We start from the raw sequence: 20,442 nt of genomic DNA on the forward strand, positions 1-20,442 counted from the left end.
CGTTGCCCGGCGGCGTATCGGGCGACGGCAACTACTCGCTAGGACTATCGACACTCCTCCCTGTACGCATCAACAATGACGCGGTGACAAGGAGTGAGCGCACGCGCTGGGTCATCGGCGGGTTGGTACTGGCGGCGATTCTGGTGGCGACCGCCGTCGTCTGGTGGCTGCGCGGCCGTGAGGTGGCCAGCGTGGTCGTCGGGGTCGGCAGCCTCCTCGCCGCGATCGTCGGTCTCGTCCCGCTGCTGGCCGGACGATCCGCGCCCGCGGCGGGTGCCCCGCCGGAATCCGTCACGGTGATCCGGGCCGGCCTGTTCGGCCGGGTACGGCGGGTGCTGGTCCGGGCCGCCAGCGGAAGCCGGAACGAGGTCTCGGCCGGAGCGGGCGGCATCGTCGAGGACACCGGAGTCGAGAACCAGTCGGCACCGCCCCGGCAGATCGGGCCAACCGGGCAGCTTGCGCCGGCTCCGACGGAACCGGCTGCGCTGGTCGGTACCCCGGCTCCTGCGCCGCAGGACGGCGGCACGGTGCAGCCGAGCCAACCCGGCCGCCCCGTAGCGGCGACCGCTCCAACCGCATCGGCGGCCGTCTCACCGGCTGGTCCGGTGCGTGGTCGGCTGGTGCCGGCGGTGGATGGGGGTGCTCGTACCCCGCCAGGTGCCGGCGGCATCCCGTCCGGCGTGGGGCTGGAAGCCCGGGTGGTCGACGGGATGGTGAGCCGGGACGTCCAGCTCGACCGGATCCTCGAAAAGATCCACAGTGGCGAGACCGGGATCTTCGCGGTGCTCGGCGGGCACGGCATGGGCAAGTCGGCGTTCCTGCGCCAACTGCACGACCGGGTTGCCCGGGACGCGCCGGACGTCCTGCGACTGCCCGCGGAGGGGGCGATGCTCGTCGACAAGTACGGCCTCTCCGAATCGCTCAGTGGCCAGTACGGCGAGGGTCTCACCCCGACCGCGGCGGGCCTGCTGCTGGAGCGGTCGTCGAACCTGCTCGGCAACCTGGTCAACGACCTTCTGCCCGAGTTCGGGCTGGCCGGGCCGGGCGGCGGGAACCGGCGGTTCGAGAGGTTCGTCCTGGCGATCGCGGCGGCGAAGACGGCCGGCGACCGTCCGGTGCAGGTCAAGAACGAACTCTCCGCCTTCGGCTTCGGGCGGATGACGGACACCCGGATCGACGTCACCCTCACGGAGACCGCGGCCGCCATCGTCGACCGGGCCCGGAAGGCGCAGTGGCGGATCGACGAGGCGTTCATCGCGGACTGGCAGGCCTGGCTGAACGGCCGACGCGCCGTGGTGATCCTGGACGGGTTCGAGACACTCATCGACGACGCGGTGGGACAGTGGCTGGTCGGGCTCGCCTGGCGGCTGCCGAACACCCTCGTCGTCGTGCCGCTCATCCCCCGCGACTACGCCGAGCACGTCCGGAGCCTGGTGGACCCGAACCGCTCGGAGGAACTGCCGCTGCTCTCCACCGGCGAGGTGTGGGAGTACCTGCGGCACCACCTGGGCGGCGGCGCGACCACGGAGCTGGCCCAGGCGGTGTACGACTTCACCGGCGGCCACCCGTCCGCCGTCGGGCTGGTGCACCGGCTCATCCAGGAGCGCGGCGCGGAAGCCCGGCAGGCCGATCAACTGCGTGGGATGCTGGCGCGCCTCTCCGCCGACGGCGGGCTGAACGTCGCCGGTCTGGTCGAGGCGATCCTCGGCCGTCGGCGGCGGGCGCTGCTGCGGGCGGTCGAGGTGGCCGCGCTGCTGAACTCCTTCGACCCGCCACTGCTGCAACGACTCCTGGAGACCGACGCGGAACCCGACGGGGGGCCGGGCGGTGCGGAGCGGGCGGCATCCGACGCGAGCAGTGTCATCGCGGAGTTCCAGCGGCTCGGCCTCCTCGACCGGGTCACCGACGGGACCCGGTTCCGGGTGCACGAGTTCATCCGTCCGGCCCTCGCCGCCCGGATGGCCCGGCTCTATCCGCAGCGGTGGACCCCGATCCACCGGGCCGCCGCGGCCCACTACTTCGAGCTGATCACCGAGTTCGAGGACAAGACCGACAAGGCGTACGGCTCCTGGTACAAGTACGAGGACCCGCTCTGGCAGGCGTACGAGACCGAGTGGCTCTACCACTGCGCCCAACTTCCCGACGAGCGCTACCTGACCCGTACCCGGTTCGTGCTCATCTTCATGGAAGCCTTCTGGTGGTGGGGGCTCTACGTCGACTTCCGGTTCTGTCACCACCTGCTGGAGAGCTGGGAGTCGGCGGCCCAGGACGACGACGACCGGAAGCTGCTGCGTCAACTGCACCGGTTCCAGCTCAACTACCTGCCCGGCCCCGACAAGCCGGCTGGTCCACACTGGACGGAGGTGCGCCGGGCGCTGCGGGCGGTCCGCGAGGTCTGCGGACTGCGGGGCGGTTGGCGGGACCCGCGGTTGCCGGCCGACGTCCAGGAGAGCCAGTTCCGCACCTCGCTCTACCTGCGACTCTTCGACGCGCACGCGCTCTGGTACGACGGCCGGCCGGAGCAGGCCGCCGAGGAGTACCGGAAGCTCGAACCGGATTTCCTGGAGCTGGGCGACGACGTGATGACCGCCTGGTTCTACTACGAGTGGGGCGACATCGGGCTCTCCGCCGGTGATCCGGGCACCGCGGCGACCCGGGTCGGTCAGGCGCTGCGGCTGGCCGGGGAGATGGCCGACGGGCCGGAGGGCGAGGTCGACTCGGAGCTGCTGGCGAACCTGCACCGCTGCCTCGGCGACCTCTGCTGGCCGCGTGATCCGGTCACCGCCGCCACCGAGTACGGGCTCGCGGTCCGGCACGCCTTCCTGTTCCAGCGCACCGACAACGCCCTCGACCGCAGCGTCAACGCGCCCGACGAGTACACCCAGCGCTTCTACCAGGAGATCACGGACCGGGCCACCGCCAGGGCCCGCGAGTCGGCGGACCGGCCCGATCGGGACGAGATCATGGCCGCCCTGGTCGCGCCGACCGGCGGTGCGGCGCCGGGCGACCTCCGGTCAGCGGTGCTGGCCGGACTCTTCCCCCGCAACGCGCTCGATGCGGAGCTGCATCTGCGGGAGTCGGAGTTCGCCGACTACTGGGGCGACGTGGTGGAGGGGTGGGACCTCGACATCCCCGCCGAGCTGGAGCGGGCGATCACGCTCGCCGACCAGATCGGCCCGGAGCAGCCGCCCGGATAGCGCCCGATCAGCCGAGCAGTCGGCCGCAAGCCGAGCAGCCGGCCGAAGAGCGGCGCGAGTCGGCCGGAGAGCCGGGCAGGCAGCCGAAAGCCGGGCAGCCGGCTAAACAGCCGAGCAGCCGGCCGGAGAGCGGAGCGGTCAGCCGGTCGGCAGCTCCAGCCGGTCGCTCAGCCACCGCACCTGCCACTCGCGCTCCACCTGGTAGCGATCGACGCCGACGGTCGGGGTGCGGGCCTCGGCGGCCCGCGCCGCGACGTAGCCGAGCGCGGCGACGGGATAGCTCTCCATCATCTCGATCGCGTCCGCGAGGTAGCCGCAGTTCCGGGCGGCGGCGCTGCTGCCGCGCAGGGCCGCGCGTTCCTGCCGGTCCAGGGCGAGGGCGGCGAGTTCCGCGAGATCGACCGGCCCGTCCTCGGCCAGCCGCTCGGCGGCGGCGGCGAGTGGACCGTCGTCCAGCGCGGCACCGCACTCCTGCGCGGCGTGCCCGGCGATCCGGGCCAGGCAGGCGCGGACGAACTCCCGCCGGGCCTGCGCGTTCCAGCCGTCTACCTGCGCGCGGAGCCGAGCGCGTCCGGCGACCACCTGGCGCTCCAGTTCCAGCACCGGCCCGTCGACCTCCACCTCCCAGAGTTCGTCGTGAATCCAGTACGGCAGATCCGTGACCCGGCAGACGTGCAGCCCCTGCCGGCAGGGCACGATCGCCGGCTCGGAACGCCAGCCGGTCGACCAGGTCTGTCGGGAGAAGGGCCCGGACCGGCCGGCGGTGAGGAACTTGTAGTACCTCACGGCGTCTCCTCTCCCCGCGTCAGCAGGTGCTCCGGGGAGTGCGGTCTGGTCAGGCTCAGCAGCGCGGCCCGCAGGTCGTGCACCTTGCCGACGTAGGCCAGGCAGGGCGGGCAGACCAGCAGGTGCAGCTCGACCAGCTCCCGCTGCTCCGGGTCGAGCGCGCCGTCGAGCCAGTTGCCGACCAGCCGCACGGTCTGGTCACAGCGGAGGTAGCCGTCCATCCGCCGGCCCTACCGGGCGCTCTCGTCCAGGAAGGCGACGACCTCCATGCGGGCCGCCTCCAGGATCCCGAGGTAGTGCTCCGGCGCCTGCCCGGTCAGTTCGACCGCCTCCGGCAGGGTCAGCCCGACCACGTCGGAGAGGAGCAGGAGGAGCCGGGGCAGCGGCGGCAGGCGGCGTACCGCCCGTTCGAGCCGCTCCGGGGTCGTCACCTCGGCCCCCCAGCTCGGGGGCGTCTCCCGCCACCAGCCCGCCCACGGGTCGGCCTCGCCCGCGAACCAGTCGGCCAGCACCGAGGCGTCGCCCGGCTCGGCGGAGACGAAGACGAGCCCGTCGGCGGAGAGCCGCGCCAGGAACTCGGCGAGGACGGTACGGCGGGGCCGGGGAAGCTCCTCACCGGCCGCCATCCGGGCGAGTACCCGCTGCCACACCTCGTCCAGCAGCGCGACGCCCCGGTCGTCGACGGCGAGCAGCCGGGCGGCGACCGCCGTACCCGGATAGTCCCGCCGCAGCAGCTCGGCGTCGACCCGCAGCGGCGGCACCTCGGCGTACTGCTCGGGGGCCAGCAGGACCAGCGGGTCGGGCTCGTGGTCGAGCCGGGCCAGCAGCCCCGCGTACGCCATGTCCTCGGCCTCGTCGACCGCCTCCGAATCCGTGTAGTACTCGGTGACGAAGTCGCGCAGGGTCTGGCGGGGGAGCGTCTCGTCCCCGGTGGCGGCGAGCAGCAGCATCCCGCCCACCCGTTCGGCGCCGGGCCGGACCCGGGGCTGCACGAACGGGCTCGGCACCAGCCGGAACCCGGCCCGGCCGTAGAACCGCAGCCGCTTGACCGGGTCGCCGTGCGGCCCGGCCGAGTGGAAGCGGGGGTCCTCGACCTCGGCGACCGCGACGACCGCGTCCGCCCGCTCCCGCCAGGTCGGCAGCACACGCAGGAGCGTCGAGCCGATCCCGCCGCCGCGCTGGCCCGGCCGGACCGCGAGGTAGCTCAGCAGCAGCACCCGGGAGTCGGGGAAAGAATCGGCGATCATCACGCCGACCGGTGTGCCGTCGGTGAGGGCCACCGCAGCGAACGTCGAGGGGTCGCCGGAGGCCATCCGGCCGGCGAGGCTCTCCGCCGTCTCCAGCTCGTCGGTGGGGAAGTTCGGTTCGAGAACCTCCTCGTACGCCCGCCGGAACAGGTCGGGATCGTAGTCCGCCACGAGGTCGTGGACCTGGACGTGGCCACGGGGGGAGCCGACTGCCGGGGCGCTCACCCGGCCATCCTCCAAGCCCGCTCCGGCGGCCCGCAAGCCCCCGAACGGTCCGACACCCGGGCGCTAGGAGCGGTAGCGGCCGCTCTCCAGGGACCAGTCCATGGTGCCGCGCACCGAGTTGGCCAGCCCGTCCAGGTAGTGCCGCAGCGGCCCGTCCAGCGCCGGGCCGAACGACGGTACGGCGGCGCGCAGTTCGACGAAGTGCCGCATGCTCTGCTGCCACCGCCGGACGACCGCCTCGATCGCCGCCTCGACTGGAATCCCCTCCTCCCGGGCCACCGCCAGCACCAGGTTGTGCCCGCCGGAGGTGGCCGCGTCCCGTTCCAGCGACAGCAGGTCGTTGAACCAGGAGAGCAGGTCGTTGGCGGTGTCGGCGACGGCGCGTACCGCCGGGTGGTGGTAGACGGCGTCCGGCACCCGTTGCCCGGTGGCAAACTCGATCAGGGCGTACGAGACGTACGCGGCGGAGGTCGCCCGGCGCAGCGGCACGTACTCGGCGACGCCGGGCAGCCGCCCGTTCGCCTTGTTGGTCGCCTCGGTGACCACGCCGTCCAGGTGGTGCGCCACCGCGTCGACGAAACGGTCCCGCCAGGCCGCCGGCATCCGGTGGCTCGGGACCTGCCAGGCGTCGGCGAGCATCCGCCGGAGCGGTCCGTCGAACGCCTCGGAGCGGGGTGCCGGCCGGTTCGCCGCCCGGCTCTGTGCCGGGGTGGTCAGCCGGGTCGCCGGCTGGTTGGCGGCCCGGGCCGCGGGTGTCGGGGTGGATGGCTGCTGCCCGGGGCGCGGCTGCGGGGCGGTCGCCGGCTGCTGACGGGTCTGCCGGGGTTGCCCCGGAGCGGCGGTCGGCTGCTGTGCCGGGCGGGGCTGCGGGACGGTCGGGTGCCCCGCCCGGCTCGGCCTGCCCACGCACTCGACCGCCGGGTTCCCGGGTCCGGCGGTGGTCGGCACCGGCCGCCCGGTGCCGACCGGTGGTCCCGGCTGTGCCTGCCGGGCTGCCGCTGCGGCCGTTGGCGGTGCGGCCGGTGCCGCTGGTGCCGGTGCCGGCGCGGCCCGGAGCAGCCGCAGCACCCCGTCGCAGAGCGCGGCCACCTCGGCCGGCCGGGGGCGCCGGGCGGCGTCGCAGGCGTCGTCGAGCAGGAAGAACCAGGTGAAGAGCGCGGCGATGACCCGCAGGTCGGCCTCGCTGGCGCCCGGATAGAGCCGGCCGGCGTACCGGGCGACACGGCCGCGGGCGAACCGCTCCCGGCCGGCCGCGTCGAGCGGGCCGACGAGCCGGTCGGCCCAGTCGACCAGCCACTCCTGCACCGCGTCGGCGTGTGGGCAGAGGCGTGCCGGTATCGGACACCTCAGCTCGGCCGCCCACGAGCTGATCCCGTACATGCCCGGCCCCCTTCGTCCCGCTCCGCTCGGGCACAACGTGAGCAGCATTGCAGTTTCGGGCCGGTCTGTGATCGCCGTCGGGTACGTCCTATTTCGCAGTGGGTGATGATCCGGTCGCGCAGCCGGACTCCCCGGCAGGTCACGGCCGGGGGCGGTCGGCGCCGCCCCGGGAGCTTGCGGCAGGCTGGTGGGCATGAGAAGGCCGTGGGTGGTCGGCGTCTCCGGAGCATCGGGTACGCCGTATCCGGCCGCCGTGCTCGGCGGGCTCTTCGACGCGGGTGAGCCGGTGGACCTGGTCGTCTCCCGGGCGGCCCGGTTGACGATCCTGGACGAGACCGGCCGCCCCTTCCGGGACGCGCACTGGAAGGACGACCTCGCCGCCTGGCTCGGCCGGGACCTGGCCGACACCGACGTGGCGTACTGGCCGGCCGGGGATCTCGCGGCCGGGCCGAGCAGCGGGTCGTACCCGACCCGGGGCATGGTGGTGGTGCCGGCGAGTACGGCGGCATGCGCCGGGATCGCGATCGGCCTCTCCAAGGACCTGCTGCAACGGGCCGCCGAGGTGAACCTCAAGGAGCACCGGCCGGTGGTGGTGGTGCCCCGGGAGACCCCGGTCACCCGGAGCCACCTGGAGCACCTGATCACCCTGCACGATGCCGGAGCGGTGGTCCTGCCGGCCAGCCCCGGCTTCTACGGTGCCGGGGCCGCCGCCTCCGCCCGGCAGCTCGTCGACTTCGTGGCGGGAAAGGTGCTCGACGCGCTCGGCGTGCCGCACTCCCTGTTCCGACGCTGGTCCGGCGAGCTGGGGGCCGACCGGGACTGAACCGTCCCGGACCGGCCCGTACCCACCGGAACCGGCGCGGGATCGCGCCGGGGTCCGTGCGGATCAGTGCTGGGTCAGTGCAGGCCGACGTTTCCGGCGCCGGTCGGGCCGGGGCCACTCGGGGTGGCGGGTCCGGCGTTGCGGGGCCGGTTCGCGATGCCCTCGTCCACCTCGTCGAGCATGCCCTCACCCTCGAGCAGCGCGCGTACCTCCGACTCGCGGAAGCGGCGATGTCCGCCCGGTGTTCGGATGCTGCCGATACGCCCGGCCGCGGCCCAGCGTGTGACGGTCTTCGGATCGACGCGGAAGAGCGCTGCCACCTCGCCCGGTGTCAGCAGACGATCTCCAGTGTCCACAGCCCCCTCCTCGCGTCTACGAAGCCCCCGGACTGGTAGGACCGCCCCCAGAACACATGCTTGCCAGAGCCTTCGTTTAAGGGACGTACGGCAATTACAACACCGCCGGAGTGTCGTGTCCGGCAAACGCGAAAACGTACTGTGTGTGAGGTTAGGCCGGACGATTTACGGCATTTAAGCGCTATGTCAGCAACAATGCTGCCCGCCTCGGGAGCCCGTTCCCACCCGGACTAGGGTCTCAGATCGTGGACGCGATCGACCTGAGCCTCGTCGAGCTGCTGCGCGGCAATGCCCGCCTTTCCTACGCCGAACTGGCCCGACAGGTCGGCCTCTCCGCACCGGCCGTGCACGAGCGGGTGGGCAAGCTGGAGGCGGGCGGAGTCATCCGGGGCTACCGCGCGGACGTCGAGCCGGAGGCGATCGGGCTCGGCGTCACCGCGCTGATCGGCATCGTGCAGGACTCCGGCGGCGACACCGACGACGTACTGGAGGCGATCCGGGGCATGCCGGAAATCGAATCCTGTTACTTCATGGCCGGGGTGGAATCGTTCCTGCTCAAGGCGCGAGTTGGCACAATTGCCGAGTTGGAACAGCTCATCCTGCGGTTGAACCGGACCGCCGGAGTCGCCTCGACCCGGACGGCCGTCGCACTCTCGACGAAATGGGAGAACCGTCCCCAGCCGCTGCCCCCGTCCTGACCCGGCCGGCCCCGAGGACGACTTGCTACGTTCCTGGTCATGGAACAGCTCGACCGGTGCGACGACGCCGAACGCGCCTGGGTCACCGAGGCGATCGCGGCGGTGGAGGCGGACGCGAACCGGTCCGCCGACACCCACCTGCTCTGCTTCCCGCTGCCCCGCGACTGGGGGATCGACCTCTATCTCAAGGACGAGTCGGTGCACCCGACCGGGTCGCTGAAGCACCGGCTGGCCCGGTCGCTCTTCCTCTACGGGCTCTGCAACGGCTGGATCGGGCCGCGCACCACCATTGTGGAGGCGTCGTCGGGCTCGACCGCCGTCTCCGAGGCGTACTTCGCCCGCATGCTCGGGGTGCAGTTCATCGCCGTGATGCCGGCCAGCACCTCGCCGGAGAAGATCGCGCTGATCGAGTTCCAGGGCGGCAAGTGCCATCTGGTGGACGATCCGGCCGCCGTCGTGGTCGAGGCCCGCTGGCTCGCCGAGGACCTCGGCGGGCACTTCATGGACCAGTTCACGTACGCCGAACGCGCCACCGACTGGCGGGGCAACAACAACATCGCCGAGTCGATCTACGCGCAGCTCGCCCTGGAACGGCACCCCGTTCCGGACTGGATCGTGGTCGGCGCCGGCACCGGCGGCACCAGCGCGACGATCGGGCGCTACCTGCGCTACCGGCGGCTGCCGAGCCGGCTCTGCGTCGTCGACCCGGAGAACTCCGCCTTCTATCCCGCGTGGACCTCGGCCGACTGGTCCGTCACCACCGGCACCGGATCCCGGATCGAGGGGATCGGCCGGCAACGGGTCGAGGCGTCCTTCCAGCCGAGCGTCGTCGACCGGATGGTCCGGGTGCCGGACGCCGCCTCGCTGGCCGCCATGCGCGTCGCGTCGACGGTGCTCGGCCGCCGGGTCGGCGGGTCGACCGGCACCAACCTGTGGGGCGCGTTCGGCCTGATCGCCCAGATGCGGGCCGCCGGCCGGCGTGGATCGGTGGTGACGCTGCTCTGTGACGGCGGCGAGCGCTACACCGACACGTACTACTCCGACGAGTGGGTGGCCGGCCGTGGCCTCGACCTGGCGCCGTACCGCTCCACAGTCGAACGCTTCCTGGTGACCGGCGAGTGGTCCGGATGACGGGCGTACGGCGGGCGCGGGTCAGTGCTGGTGCGCCAGCCCGGGATAGTGCAGCAGGTAGCCGTCGGCGTCCAGGGCCAGGTCGGCGGTGAAGTCGCCGCTGCTGAACCGGACGTTGCCCTCCTCCAGCACCGTGTAGGTCTGCTCCGCCGGCACCACCTGGAGGCTGGGCACCAGCACCCAGACCACGACGATCCGGTGCGAGCTGCCCGGGGCGGCGTCGTGCAGCCCGAGGCGGCGTACCGGAAGGGTGTTGAACAGCGGTGAGGCGCTCAGGTCGACGTCGACCGCGTCGGCGAGCCGCTCCGGCTCCTCGGTGCCGGGCAGCCCGGCGCCCGGCTGGCCGGCGGCGGCCAGCGCGGCGTCCAGGTCACCCTGCTCGGCCGTTGTCGCCCGCCAGCGGCCGGCGGCCCGCTCCAACCGCAGGGTACGCAGCCAGCCGGCGCCCTCGCAGCTCACCTCCAGCCCCTCCACCGCCCAGCGTTCGTCGGTGCGGAGCTGGTAGCGGCAGGTGAAGGGGATCGGGTCGACGGCGAGTGCGGTGCCCCGGGCGGTCAGCCCACGGCCGTCGGCGGCGAGGGCGTGATCCGCACCGGGAACATCCGTGCGGCTCCAGAACAACGACTTCGGCATGGTCGACATGCCCATGGACGTTACCGCCGCACGCCGACCGACAGGTCCGACCGGGCGAATCACCCTCCGCCGGCCGAGGCCGCCCAACCCGACCAGGTCCGCGCCGTGCTACGACGTCGGCCCTGGTCAGGCTCGTGGCAGCGGTCGGCGGTCAGCGGGTCGGGGTGGGGCGGCGGCCGTCGAACCGGTGGTCGCGGCGGCCCCGCCGGTCGTCGGGCCGGTCCCCGGCGGGCCGGTCGTCACGCGGACGCTCGTCCCGGGACCGGTCCCAGGCCGGCCGGTCGGTGTGCGGCCGGCCCTCGTGCCGGAAGCCGCCCTGCCGCCCGCCGGAGCGCCACTCGCCGCCCCGCTCCGCACGGCCGCCCTGCGGCGCGGCGCCGCCGTCACCGAACCGGCGGTCACCGAAACGGCGCTCGCCCTGCGGCCGGTCACCGAAACGACGCTCGCCCTGGAAGCGGTCGCCGTAGCGGCGCTCACCCTGCGGGCCGTCGCCGTGCCGGCGCTCGTCCCGGGGACGGTCACCGTAGCGGCGGTCGGTCCGGGGACGGTCGCCGTACCGGCGGTCCGGGCGGGCGCCGGCCGCGCGGCGCGCCGCCGGAGCCTCCTCGACCACCGGTACGCCACTCGGCTCCCGGGCACCGGTCACCTCGGCCAGCGCGGGGTCGCCGGAACGTACCCGGGTCTGCTCCGGCTCCACACCGGCCTTCTGCAACATCGCCAGGGTGGAGCGGCGCTGCTTCGGCAGTACCAGCGTGGCGACCGCACCGGACTCACCGGCCCGAGCCGTACGACCGGCCCGGTGCAGGTAGTCCTTCGGGTCCTTCGGCGGGTCCACGTGCACCACCAGCGAGACGCCGTCGACGTGGATGCCCCGGGCCGCCACGTCGGTGGCGACCAGCACGTTCGTCCGGCCCTCCTTGAACTCGGCGAGCGTGCGGGTGCGTACCCGCTGGGTCTTGCCGCCGTGCAGCGCACCCGCCCGTACGCCGACCGCCGCGAACTGCTCGACCAGCCGGTCGACGCCCATCTGGGTCCGGGCGAACATCATGGTGCGACCCTGCCGGGCGGCGATCGAGGCCGCCACCGCGAACTTGTCGTGCGGCGGAATCAGCAGCATGTGGTGGTCCATAGTGGACACGGCGGCGGTCGGCGGTGCCGTCGAGTGGGTGACCGGATCGGTCATGAACCGCTTGACGAGCGCGTCGACGTCGTTGTCCAGAGTGGCGGAGAAGAGCAGCCGCTGGGCATTCCCCGGCGTCTTGGCGAGCAGCTCGGTGACGTCGGGCAGGAAACCCATGTCGGCCATCTGGTCGGCCTCGTCCAGCACCGTCACCTCGATGTCGTCGAGGCGGCAGACCCCCCGGTCGATCAGGTCGGCGAGCCGGCCCGGGGTGGCCACCACGATCTCCACGCCACGGCGCAGCGAGTCGATCTGGCGGTCGTACGGCACACCGCCGACGGCGGTCTTGAGGAACACCCCGAGCGCCCGGCCGAGCGGCATGAGCGCGTCGTTGACCTGCATCGCGAGTTCCCGGGTCGGCACCAGGATCAGCGCCCTCGGGTGGTGCGCCCGGGCGCGCGGGCCGGCCGCCATCCGGGCCAGCAGCGGCAGCCCGAACGCCAGCGTCTTGCCGGAGCCGGTCTGGCCCCGGCCGAGTACGTCCCGGCCGGCGAGCGCGTCCGGCACGGTGGCCCGCTGGATCTCGAACGGGGTGTCGATGCCCTCCCGGTGCAGTGCCCGGACGAGCTGCCGGGGCAGCCCGAGGGCGGCGAAGTCCACCGGCGCCGAGACGGCGCCCTCGGGCTCGACGGCCTCAGGCTCGACGGCTCCGGCCTCGACTGCCTGAGGCTCCACGGCCTCAGGCTCCACGGTCGTCGGCGCGGCGGCCTGCGGCCCGGTGTTCTCCGACCCGGCGGGCTCCGAATCGACCGGTTCGGAAATGGTGTCGTCGGGCGCGGCAATCGCGTCCGGGGAGGCTTCGGCGAACGTGCCGGAATCGTCGGCGGTCGAGAGCCTGCCGGAATCGTCGGCGGGCGCGAGCGTGCCGGAATCGTCGGCGGTCACCGTGTCGACGGAATCGCCGCGTGCGTCGGCAACAGCCGGCACAGTCAGAACTTCTTGCTCAGCAGACGCGGCAGCCCCGGTGGAAAGGGGACCGGATTGCGCGTCGAATACGGACGGAAACATGCTGGGATCAGCAAAGGTCGTCAAGGATACCTCTCAAGCGGGGCGCATCTTCGCGATGGCCCGCCGCGACAGAGGTCGCCGCCGATTCGCCCGCAAGATCGCCCAGAGGCGCGTGGCACGCGCCAGGTCAACAATCCACCCAAGTGTACGGGGACCAGCCGTGACCGCCACCTCGCCGCGCACGCCAGTGGGCAGGCTCACCACCCGCGACCACCGGCCCGGCACCCGCCGGGCGCTGGCGTCAGCTGCTCAGCAGACCGTCGAAGAGGCTGCTGAAGGCGTCCCCGACCAGGAGCACCACCAGCAGCCCGACCGCCACCAGGATGCCGAGCCCGATCATCAGTACCAGCACCACCCTGGTGGTGTTCGTCTTCTGCGCCGGGGTGTCCGTCCAGCCCTGGGCCAGGATGTGCCCGGTCAGCGAGCCCGAGTTCTCGACCTGGTTGGTGGGCATCGAGACGGTGACGTGCCCCTCGGGGCCGCCGTACACGGTGCCCTCGGCCCGCTGGTCCCGCGCCCAGTCCCGATAGCCCGGCGAGTGCGGCGTCGTCGTCGGGCCGGTGCCCGACGGGAGCGGCGAGGCCGGGCCGGTACCCGGGGGGCGGCCAGCGGTCGACGGCGGGGCGACCGGTTCGGCGGCGACGGCGGGGCCCGGGTCGGCGGTGGGCAGTGAGTAGCCCGGAGCACCACCGCTGACCGAGTTCGCCGAGGACATCGGGTTGGTCGGTGGTGGCCAGCTCGGCAGGGCGGGCGCCGGAACCACCAGCGGGGCCGGGGGCGAGGGCTCGACCGGCCGGCCGCCCGGCCCGCCGGAGACCGGCATCGGCGGGTACCCCACCGAGGCTGCCGCCGAAGTCGGCGGGTACGGCAGCGGACCCGGGTTCGGCGGGTACGGCCCGGGGCCCGGCGGCACCGGCCCGGGCGGCGTCGGCGGGTACGGGCTGGGTCCCGGCGGTACCGGACTCGGTCCCGGCGGTACCGGGTTCGGGCGGGGCGGTGCCGGAGCGGGCCTGGGCGGTGTCGGCGGGTACGGCGACGGGGCCGGCTCGGGTTCCGGGCTGGGCGCCGGAGGTGCCGGTGCGGGGAACGGGGTGGGGGCCGGGCCCGGGCCTGGCGGTTCGGGTGCCGGTGGCGTCGGCGGGTGGGCCGGTTCGGGTGGGCCGGTCGGCTCCGGAGGACGGGACGGCGACGACGGGCTGGCCGGATCCGGCTCGGTACTCCGGTAGACCTTCGCCACCCCCGGTACCGAGGCCACGGCTGCGGCCTCGTTCGGCAGTACCGGAGACAGTCCCGGTACCGAGGCACTGGCCCGGGTGGTGCCGGCCCGGCCCCGGGTGGCGCTGCGCTGCGGCGGCACCGTGTACGACGGGGTGCCGCCAGCGGGTGACCCGACGTCCCGGGACGACTGGCCGGGGGCGGCCGACGGTGCTGACAGGCCGGCTGCCGGCGGGGCGGTGAAGTGCACCGCTCCGGGCCGCTCCCGGGGCTGACCTGCCGGCTCGACCGGGGCCGACCCGGACAGGCCGGCGGCGGCTGGCGAGACGGACGCCGACCCGACGGGTGAGACGGACGCCGACCCGACGGGAGGGACGGAGGCCGAGCCGACGGGAGGGACGGACGCCGAGCCGACCGACGCCTGGCCGGACGGTCCACTCGGCGGGGACGACGAGGGCTTGACGGCATTGGCGAACGCCGACCACGGGGAATCGAGCGCCGGAGTCTGCGGACGCCGCCGCTGCAACGGCGGGACCGGCGTTCCCGGGGGCGCCGGGGTCGGCACGGGTGCCCGAGAAGCGGCGGCCGGTGCGGAGGCGGCGGTCGCGGACGCGGGTGCCGGCGTGGTGGCCGCCGGGGTGGCGGGGGTGGCGAGTTCACCGGCCCGGTAGGTGCGGCTCCCCGAGGAGGCGGCGGGCATCGCAGCGATCTCCGCCGCGGTGGGGGTGGTGACCGCGGTACTCACGGCTCGGCCGCGTACCGGCTCGGCCGCGACGCTCTCCCCGGCCGGCTCCGGCGCGCCGGCCGGCTCCGACGCGGCCACATCGACGATCTCCGCACCACTGCCGGCGCCGGCCGCGGGGCTGTCCGGCGACTCAGCGCCGACTGCCCCTTCAGCCGTGGCTGCTCCTCCAGCGCCGACTGCTCCTTCAGCGGTGGTTGCCGGCTCAGGTCCTTCAGCGGTGGCTGTCGGCTCAGGGCTGGCTCCCGGTTCACGGTCGGCTGCCGGCTCAGGACTGGCTGTCGGCTCAGCGGTGGCTGCCGGCTCAGGGTCGGCTGCTGGCTCAGGGCTGACTGCCCGCTCAGAGCTGTCCGAGGGTCCGGCGCTGGGCGTAGACACGGGTCCGGCTCCGGCATCCGGTTCGGCGGCGTCCGGATCTGTCCCGGCGTCGGTGTCGGTGTGGTCGGACGCGGTGTTGGTGTGGTCGGACGCGGTGTCGCTGTGGTCGGACGGGGCGTCGGTGCTCGTCCTGGCGTTCGGGCCGGCGAGCGACTCCGGTCCGGTCTCCGCCGGATCGACGTCCGGGACCGGGCTGGAAGCATCCGGGGCCGAGGGCGAATCGGTGGAACCCGGTGGCTCGTCAGCGGGCGGGTCTGCCGGCAGGTCCTGCGGCGGGTCCGCCCAGAGTGCTCCGGCGGCGGGCGGCGGAGGCGGCTGGTACGGCTCGGAAAGCTCCTCCTCGGCCGACGGTTCCGGCAACGCGGTACCGACCGGCGGTGGCGGCGGCAGCGGAGAGAGTTCGCTCCCGTCCACGCCCTCCGCCCCGGACCCGGTGGCCGCAGTCCGACCGTCAGAGTCCGGGCGCGCCTCCCCGGTAGCCGGTCTGACCAGCGATTCGTCCATTGTTGCCTCCCGCGCCCACACCCGGGCCGGTAGGCCGGGTCGGAAGTACGTCAACCCTCACCGTGCCATATCTCAGCACGGGCGCACAGCCGGCCGGGTACCGGCACCCTCAGTCGCTGTCGGGGCTACCGTCCGCAGCCGGAGCCGACCCGCTGGCACTGGGCGTACCGTCGCTCGGCTCGGCGGCCGAGCTGGTGACCGGCGGCGTCGGCGTCCTGGTGGCCGCCGGCGGGTTCGGGGGTGCCGGCGTCACCGGCGGAGTCGCCGGGGGCGTGGTCGGCGTGCTGGTGGGCGGAGTGGCCGGCGGCGTCGTCGGCGTGGTGCTCGGCGGCGGAGTGGTCGGCGGTGGGGTGGTCGGTGGCGGGGTGGTCGGCGGCGGCGGCGTGGGCGGCCGGGTGGTCGGCGGTGGGGTGGTCGCGTTCGGCGCCGGCACCGCCGGGAAGATCCGGGTCGCGGCGTAGAACCGCGACCACCAGACGGTGGAGACCTTGACCACGTCGCCGGTGGTCGGCGAGTGCACCATCTTGCCGCCACCGATGTACATGCCGACGTGGTGGATGCTGGTCCAGCTACTGCCGGAGGCGAAGAAGATCAGGTCGCCGGGGAGCAGGGCCTCCCGGGCCACGCTCTGGTTGCGGGTGCCGTTGTACTGGTCGCGCGAGACCCGGGGGATCCGCTTGCCGACCGAGAGATAGGAGGCGAGCATCAGGCCGGAGCAGTCGAACCGGTCCGGACCCTCGGCGCCCCACAGGTAGGGGTCGCCCCGCTGGGCGAGCGCGTAACGCATCGCGGCCCGCGCCTTGGGGTGCGCCATCATCCCGGCGACGCTGTCGCTGCCGATCGTCGCGCCGATGCGCTGCTCGGCGGCCTCCCGGGCCCGCTCGATCGCCTTGAGCTGGTCCGCGTTGTCCCGCTTGAGCTTCACCAGGGCGGCGGAGCGGCTCTTGTACCGGGTGTCCGCCGCGGTGAAGGCGGCGACCTTCTGCTGGTAGGTGCCGGACGCCGCCTGGTAGGCCGCCTCCGCCTGCCGCTCGGCCTGCTGGGCCCGGGCCACCTCACCGGCGGCCAGTTCGGTGTCACCGGCACGCTGCTCACCGCGCTGGATCCGGCCGAGCAGGTCCAGCCCGTGCAGGTCGGAACCGAACGCACCCGGCGGCAGCCCGGCGGCGTCCTTCAGGGCACCCGCCGCCGCGTTGTCGGCCGCCGTACGGGCGTTGGCCAGCTCCAGCCGGGCCTTCTGGCGTAGGCCGTCGGCGGTGGTCATCTCGGTGGTGGCCGTGTCCCGCTCCTGCCGCAGTTGCAGCAGTTGGTCGCCGAGCTGGGCGACCTCGACCTCCAGCGCCATGATCTGGCTCGCCAGCGGACCGTTCACGCTCGGCGGCAGCGGATAGGACGGCGTCGTCGGCACGCCGGTGCCGGTGGGCACGTTGGGCGCCCCGACCGGCTGTGGGCGTACTCCGGCGTCCGGGACCGAGTTCGGCAGCGGTGGGTCGGCGTAGACCGGGGTCGCCATCGCGCCCGCCACGATCGCGCCGACCAGGGCCGACCAGACCAGCGGCCGTAACACCGGCGAAACCGCGTGGGGTGTCCGGTCCGGTCGTCCGCGCCTGCTGCTGGCCATGCCGCTCCCGTCCCGTGCACAGCAGCGCGCCCGGCGCGGCTGTGGTATCGCCATACGTGGTGTGTCGCGTCCCACTTTGTCTTACCTCAATGTGCCGGGGATGTCGATCCGACGGCGGGTAACGAGACGCTGAGAAGCTGGTTAAGGGTACCTGGATCCGTGAACCAGGTCGCTGTCGCCGACCGCCTCGGCCGGCGGTCCGGGCACTCCACGTAGGCTCGTGCGGGGATCGTGCCTGGAGGGACGTGCTGCGATGGACGCCGGACACAAGCGTGAGCTGGAAGAGAAGGTCTACGCCGGAGTTCGGCTCAGCCGCGCCGACGGTACGGCGCTGTACGCCAGCGACGACCTGGTCTGGCTCGGCCGGCTGGCGCATCACCGGCGTACCGGTACGAATGCGGACGACCGGGTGCTGTTCGTCGTCAACCGGCAACTGCGGCTGACCGACTTCTGCGCGGCCGGCTGCGCGTACTGCGCCTTCGGCTCCGGGCGGGGCGCAGAGGGCGCCGCCCCGATGCCGGTCGAGGAGGCCGTACGGCACGCCACCGAGCTGGCCGTCGACGGGCTCACCCAGCTGGATCTGGTCAACCCGCTGCACCCGGCGCTGCCGTGGCGGCACTACCCGGAGCTGCTGCGCGCGCTGACGGCGGCGCTGCCGGACGTCCGGCTGACCGGGTTCGCCGCGACCGAGCTGCACTGGCTGGAGAAGACCACCGGCCTGCCCGCCGACGAGATCCTCGACGAACTCGTCGCCGCCGGGCTGACGTCGCTGAGCGGCGGCGGGGCCGAGATCTTCGACCCCGAGGTACGCCGGAGGCTCGGCCTCGACGACTGCTCCTGGGAGGACTGGTCCCGGATCCACCGGCTCGCCCACGCCAAGGGGATCGGCACCCCGGCGACGATGCGGTTCGGTCACGTCGAGGAAGCTCGGCACCGGGTGGACCACGTGCTGCGGCTGCGTGAGCTACAGGACGAGACCGTCGGCTTCACCAGCTTCCTGCCGCTGCGCTACGAGCACGACCTCGCGGTCGCGGCGGCCGGCGGCGGCGGGCACGGGTCGGGGCAGCCGACCGGAACCCCGCAGCCGATCGAGGCGCGGCAGCCGACCGAGACGGCGTCGCCGGCCGAGTCGCTGAAGACCTTCGCGGTCTCCCGGCTGCTCCTCGACAACGTGCCGCACCTCGGCTGCTGCTGGGCCACCCAGGGGCGGTCGGTGGCGCAGCTCGCGCTGAACTTCGGGGTGGACGACCTGGCCGGCGCGGCGGCCGGAGACCGGGCCGGCCACGGCACCGATTCCGCCGGTACGCCCGCCGCGCTCTCCCGGGAGGAGCTGCTCCAGCTCGTCTGGGACGCCGACTTCCGTCCGGTCGAACGGGACAGCCGGTACGCGGTGCTGCGCGAGTACGACGCTCCGCCGAGCCTGGCCGAGCGTCGGGCCGAGCCGCAGCAGGTCTGGGCCTGAGCCGACTCAATTCGGGAACGGTTCGGCTGGATCGGGAACGGTTCAGCCGAGGGTCAGTTCGGCCCGTACGCCGCCGCCGGGGCGGGGCGTCAGGGTGAAGGTGCCGCCGTGCGCGCGGGTCACCGCGTCCACTATGGCCAGTCCTAGGCCGGCGCCGCCGCTGCCGTACACCCGGTCCTGCCGGCCCCGCCGGAACGGCTCGACCAGCTCGCGCAGCCGCTCGGCGTCGACCTGCTCACCGGTGTTCTCGACCACGATCGTCGGCCCGTCGGTGCGGATCCAGACCGTACCCCCGAGGTGGTTGTGCCGGACCGCGTTGCGGACCAGGTTGTCGACCAGCAGCTCCAGCAGGGTCGGGTCGGCCGGGACGCTGCTCGGGGAGAGTTCGGCCCGTACCCCGATCGACCGCTCCGCCAGCTCGGCCGCGCGCCGGTCGAGCGCCTCCCGGGCCAGCCGGTCCAGCCGGACCGGGCAGAGGGTGCCGGTGCCGTGCTCGCTGCGGGCCAGCGCGAGCAGTCCGGTGACGATCCGGTCCTGCCGGTCCAGCACCGTGCTCAGTTGACCGGCCAGCGCCGCCAGGTCCGGGCTGGCGCCCGGTGTCGCCGCGGCGACCTCGACGAGCGTGCGTGAGGTGGTCATCGGGGCGCGCAGCTCGTGCGAGGCGTTCGCGGCGAACCGGCGTTGTGCCTCGAACGCCGTCTCCAGCCGGTCCAGCATGCCGTTGAAGGTCTCGGCGAGTTCGCGCAGTTCGTCGTGCGGGCCGGAGACCGGGATCCGCTGGTCGAGGTTGCGTTGGGAGAGCCGGCGGGCCGCGCCGGAAACCAGGTGTACGGGCCGGAGCACCCGACCGGCCATCAGCCAGCCGAGCCCGGCGGAGGCGAGCGTCATCACCCCGATGGTGAGCGCGGAGTTGCGGATCAGCCGCTCCCGCAGCTCCCGGCGGGCCGCCTCCTTGGCCTGGAGCAGCCCGTCCGACCGGTCCAGCTCGGCGATCGTGGCGGTGAGCTTCGCCGGTGGCGGCGTCACGTTCTTCCGCAGCTCCACGGCTTTCGGCGGGGGTTGACTCTGCGACGACGGGGCGAAGGTGAGGGTGATGATCAGCGTGGCGACCGCCGCACCGGAGAGCGCGAAGAGGGTGGCGTAGAGCAGCGTGAGCCGGGCCCGCACGGTGAGCCGCATCACGGGATCCGGTAGCCGGCGCCGACCACGGTGTCGATCACCCCGGGCTGGCCCAGCTTCTTGCGCAGCGTGCCGATGGTGGTCCGCATGGTGTTGGTGAACGGGTCCGCGTTCTCGTCCCAGGCCCGCTCCAGCAGCTCCTCGGCGCTGACCACCGCCCCCTCGGCGGAGAGCAGGACGTGCAGCACCGCGAACTCCTTCGGGGCCAGCCGGACGTACCGGGAGTCCCGGGTCACCACCCGCTGCGCCGGGTCGAGCCGGATGCCGGCCCGCTCGATCACCGGCGGCCGGGCCGGTGCGACCCGGCGGAGCAACGCGTGCACCCGGGCGACCAGTTCGGCGAAGGCGAACGGCTTCGGCAGGTAGTCGTCGGCGCCGAGGTTCAGCCCCTCGACCCGGTCGCGCAGCGTCGACGCGCCGGTGAGCATCAGGATCCGGGCGTGCTGTCCGCCGTCGTGCACCAGCCGCCGGCACACCTCGTCGCCGAGCACCTCGGGCAGGTCCCGGTCCAGGACCACCACGTCGTACCGGGTACTGCCGGCCCGCTCCAGCGCCTGCGCCCCGTCCAGGGCCACGTCGACACTCATCGCGTGCTGCCGCAGCCCCCGGGCGATCGCGTCGGCCAGTATCTCGTCGTCCTCGGCAACCAGAACCCGCATGCCACGAGTAAACGCCGT

18 protein-coding genes are annotated in these 20,442 nt (G+C 73.7%); 7 read left to right on the plus strand and 11 right to left on the minus strand.

Annotated elements, in window-relative coordinates; genetic code table 11:
- Positions 1–83 precede the first annotated feature (83 nt).
- Positions 84–3,197, plus strand: coding sequence for an ATP-binding protein (locus tag C6W10_RS28320; protein WP_159104791.1), 3,114 nt, complete (start codon positions 84–86; stop codon positions 3,195–3,197).
- Positions 3,198–3,335: 138 nt separating this feature from the next.
- Here the strand turns inward: C6W10_RS28320 and C6W10_RS28325 are convergent, their stop codons facing one another.
- From C6W10_RS28325 to C6W10_RS28340, 4 genes are all read right to left on the minus strand, one after another.
- Complete coding sequence (locus tag C6W10_RS28325; protein ID WP_107262054.1) at positions 3,336–3,983, minus strand: hypothetical protein; 648 nt, start codon at positions 3,981–3,983, stop codon at positions 3,336–3,338.
- Complete coding sequence (locus tag C6W10_RS28330; protein ID WP_107262056.1) at positions 3,980–4,204, minus strand: anti-sigma factor; 225 nt, start codon at positions 4,202–4,204, stop codon at positions 3,980–3,982. The genes C6W10_RS28325 and C6W10_RS28330 overlap by 4 nt, the downstream gene beginning before the upstream one ends.
- A 9-nt stretch (positions 4,205–4,213) precedes the next feature.
- Entirely contained in the window at positions 4,214–5,455 is a 1,242-nt protein-coding gene (locus C6W10_RS28335) for a GNAT family N-acetyltransferase (RefSeq protein ID WP_159104792.1), read from the minus strand.
- Positions 5,456–5,518: 63 nt separating this feature from the next.
- Positions 5,519–6,835, minus strand: a complete 1,317-nt coding sequence (locus C6W10_RS28340; RefSeq protein ID WP_107262060.1) for a terpene synthase family protein — start codon at positions 6,833–6,835, stop codon at positions 5,519–5,521.
- Positions 6,836–7,028: 193 nt separating this feature from the next.
- Between C6W10_RS28340 and C6W10_RS28345 the strand changes: the two genes are divergently transcribed.
- Positions 7,029–7,658, plus strand: coding sequence for a UbiX family flavin prenyltransferase (locus C6W10_RS28345; RefSeq protein WP_107262062.1), 630 nt, complete (start codon positions 7,029–7,031; stop codon positions 7,656–7,658).
- Between the two features lie 74 nt (positions 7,659–7,732).
- Here C6W10_RS28345 and C6W10_RS28350 read toward each other — a convergent pair whose 3' ends face one another.
- Positions 7,733–8,014: a BldC family transcriptional regulator gene (locus tag C6W10_RS28350; RefSeq protein ID WP_107262064.1), complete on the minus strand. Its 282-nt coding sequence runs from the start codon at positions 8,012–8,014 to the stop codon at positions 7,733–7,735.
- A gap of 245 nt (positions 8,015–8,259) precedes the next feature.
- Between C6W10_RS28350 and C6W10_RS28355 the strand changes: the two genes are divergently transcribed.
- Positions 8,260–8,712, plus strand: coding sequence for an Lrp/AsnC family transcriptional regulator (locus tag C6W10_RS28355; protein ID WP_107262066.1), 453 nt, complete (start codon positions 8,260–8,262; stop codon positions 8,710–8,712).
- A gap of 39 nt (positions 8,713–8,751) precedes the next feature.
- Positions 8,752–9,843 (plus strand): PLP-dependent cysteine synthase family protein, encoded by a 1,092-nt coding sequence (locus C6W10_RS28360; RefSeq protein ID WP_107262068.1) that lies wholly within the window; start codon positions 8,752–8,754, stop codon positions 9,841–9,843.
- 21 nt (positions 9,844–9,864) lie between these two features.
- On the opposite strand, the gene C6W10_RS28365 is transcribed toward C6W10_RS28360, so the two are convergent.
- The 3 genes from C6W10_RS28365 to C6W10_RS28375 form a co-directional block, all read right to left on the minus strand.
- On the minus strand, positions 9,865–10,485 hold the full coding sequence (locus C6W10_RS28365; RefSeq protein WP_234361463.1) for a putative glycolipid-binding domain-containing protein: 621 nt from the start codon (positions 10,483–10,485) through the stop codon (positions 9,865–9,867).
- 142 nt (positions 10,486–10,627) lie between these two features.
- A complete protein-coding gene (locus tag C6W10_RS28370) occupies positions 10,628–12,664 on the minus strand; it encodes a DEAD/DEAH box helicase (protein ID WP_369937104.1) in 2,037 nt (678 codons plus the stop codon).
- A gap of 241 nt (positions 12,665–12,905) precedes the next feature.
- Entirely contained in the window at positions 12,906–13,379 is a 474-nt protein-coding gene (locus C6W10_RS28375) for a hypothetical protein (RefSeq protein WP_107262070.1), read from the minus strand.
- Positions 13,380–13,383: 4 nt separating this feature from the next.
- Here C6W10_RS28375 and C6W10_RS28380 point away from each other — a divergent pair, with 4 nt between their 5' ends.
- A complete protein-coding gene (locus tag C6W10_RS28380) occupies positions 13,384–13,890 on the plus strand; it encodes a PE family protein (RefSeq protein ID WP_107262072.1) in 507 nt (168 codons plus the stop codon).
- 447 nt (positions 13,891–14,337) lie between these two features.
- Positions 14,338–14,550: a hypothetical protein gene (locus tag C6W10_RS28385; protein WP_159104793.1), complete on the plus strand. Its 213-nt coding sequence runs from the start codon at positions 14,338–14,340 to the stop codon at positions 14,548–14,550.
- Positions 14,551–15,612: 1,062 nt separating this feature from the next.
- Here C6W10_RS28385 and C6W10_RS28390 read toward each other — a convergent pair.
- Positions 15,613–17,124 (minus strand): C40 family peptidase, encoded by a 1,512-nt coding sequence (locus C6W10_RS28390; protein WP_107262076.1) that lies wholly within the window; start codon positions 17,122–17,124, stop codon positions 15,613–15,615.
- Positions 17,125–17,377: 253 nt separating this feature from the next.
- Between C6W10_RS28390 and C6W10_RS28395 the strand changes: the two genes are divergently transcribed.
- Complete coding sequence (locus tag C6W10_RS28395) at positions 17,378–18,586, plus strand: radical SAM protein (RefSeq protein WP_107262078.1); 1,209 nt, start codon at positions 17,378–17,380, stop codon at positions 18,584–18,586.
- Positions 18,587–18,628: 42 nt separating this feature from the next.
- Here the strand turns inward: C6W10_RS28395 and C6W10_RS28400 are convergent, their stop codons facing one another.
- Both C6W10_RS28400 and C6W10_RS28405 read right to left on the minus strand, forming a co-directional pair.
- Entirely contained in the window at positions 18,629–19,765 is a 1,137-nt protein-coding gene (locus C6W10_RS28400; protein WP_107262080.1) for a HAMP domain-containing sensor histidine kinase, read from the minus strand.
- A complete protein-coding gene (locus C6W10_RS28405) occupies positions 19,765–20,424 on the minus strand; it encodes a response regulator transcription factor (RefSeq protein ID WP_107262082.1) in 660 nt (219 codons plus the stop codon). The genes C6W10_RS28400 and C6W10_RS28405 overlap by 1 nt, the downstream gene beginning before the upstream one ends.
- Between the last annotated feature and the right edge of the window lie 18 nt (positions 20,425–20,442).

The organism is Plantactinospora sp. BB1 (assembly GCF_003030385.1).
Lineage (GTDB): Bacteria > Actinomycetota > Actinomycetes > Mycobacteriales > Micromonosporaceae > Plantactinospora.

What these genes read in the sequence shown, in the direction of transcription:
- C6W10_RS28365 (WP_234361463.1), bottom strand. Translation starts at nt 10,485, where the DNA reads ATGTCGACCATGCCGAAGTCGTTGTTCTGGAGCCGCACGGATGTTCCC.
- C6W10_RS28405 (WP_107262082.1), bottom strand. Translation starts at nt 20,424, where the DNA reads ATGCGGGTTCTGGTTGCCGAGGACGACGAGATACTGGCCGACGCGATC.
- C6W10_RS28375 (WP_107262070.1), bottom strand. Translation starts at nt 13,379, where the DNA reads ATGTCCTCGGCGAACTCGGTCAGCGGTGGTGCTCCGGGCTACTCACTG.
- C6W10_RS28340 (WP_107262060.1), bottom strand. Translation starts at nt 6,835, where the DNA reads ATGTACGGGATCAGCTCGTGGGCGGCCGAGCTGAGGTGTCCGATACCG.
- C6W10_RS28360 (WP_107262068.1), top strand. Translation starts at nt 8,752, where the DNA reads ATGGAACAGCTCGACCGGTGCGACGACGCCGAACGCGCCTGGGTCACC.
- C6W10_RS28345 (WP_107262062.1), top strand. Translation starts at nt 7,029, where the DNA reads ATGAGAAGGCCGTGGGTGGTCGGCGTCTCCGGAGCATCGGGTACGCCG.
- C6W10_RS28395 (WP_107262078.1), top strand. Translation starts at nt 17,378, where the DNA reads ATGGACGCCGGACACAAGCGTGAGCTGGAAGAGAAGGTCTACGCCGGA.
- C6W10_RS28370 (WP_369937104.1), bottom strand. Translation starts at nt 12,664, where the DNA reads ATGTTTCCGTCCGTATTCGACGCGCAATCCGGTCCCCTTTCCACCGGG.
- C6W10_RS28390 (WP_107262076.1), bottom strand. Translation starts at nt 17,124, where the DNA reads ATGGCCAGCAGCAGGCGCGGACGACCGGACCGGACACCCCACGCGGTT.
- C6W10_RS28400 (WP_107262080.1), bottom strand. Translation starts at nt 19,765, where the DNA reads ATGCGGCTCACCGTGCGGGCCCGGCTCACGCTGCTCTACGCCACCCTC.
- C6W10_RS28330 (WP_107262056.1), bottom strand. Translation starts at nt 4,204, where the DNA reads ATGGACGGCTACCTCCGCTGTGACCAGACCGTGCGGCTGGTCGGCAAC.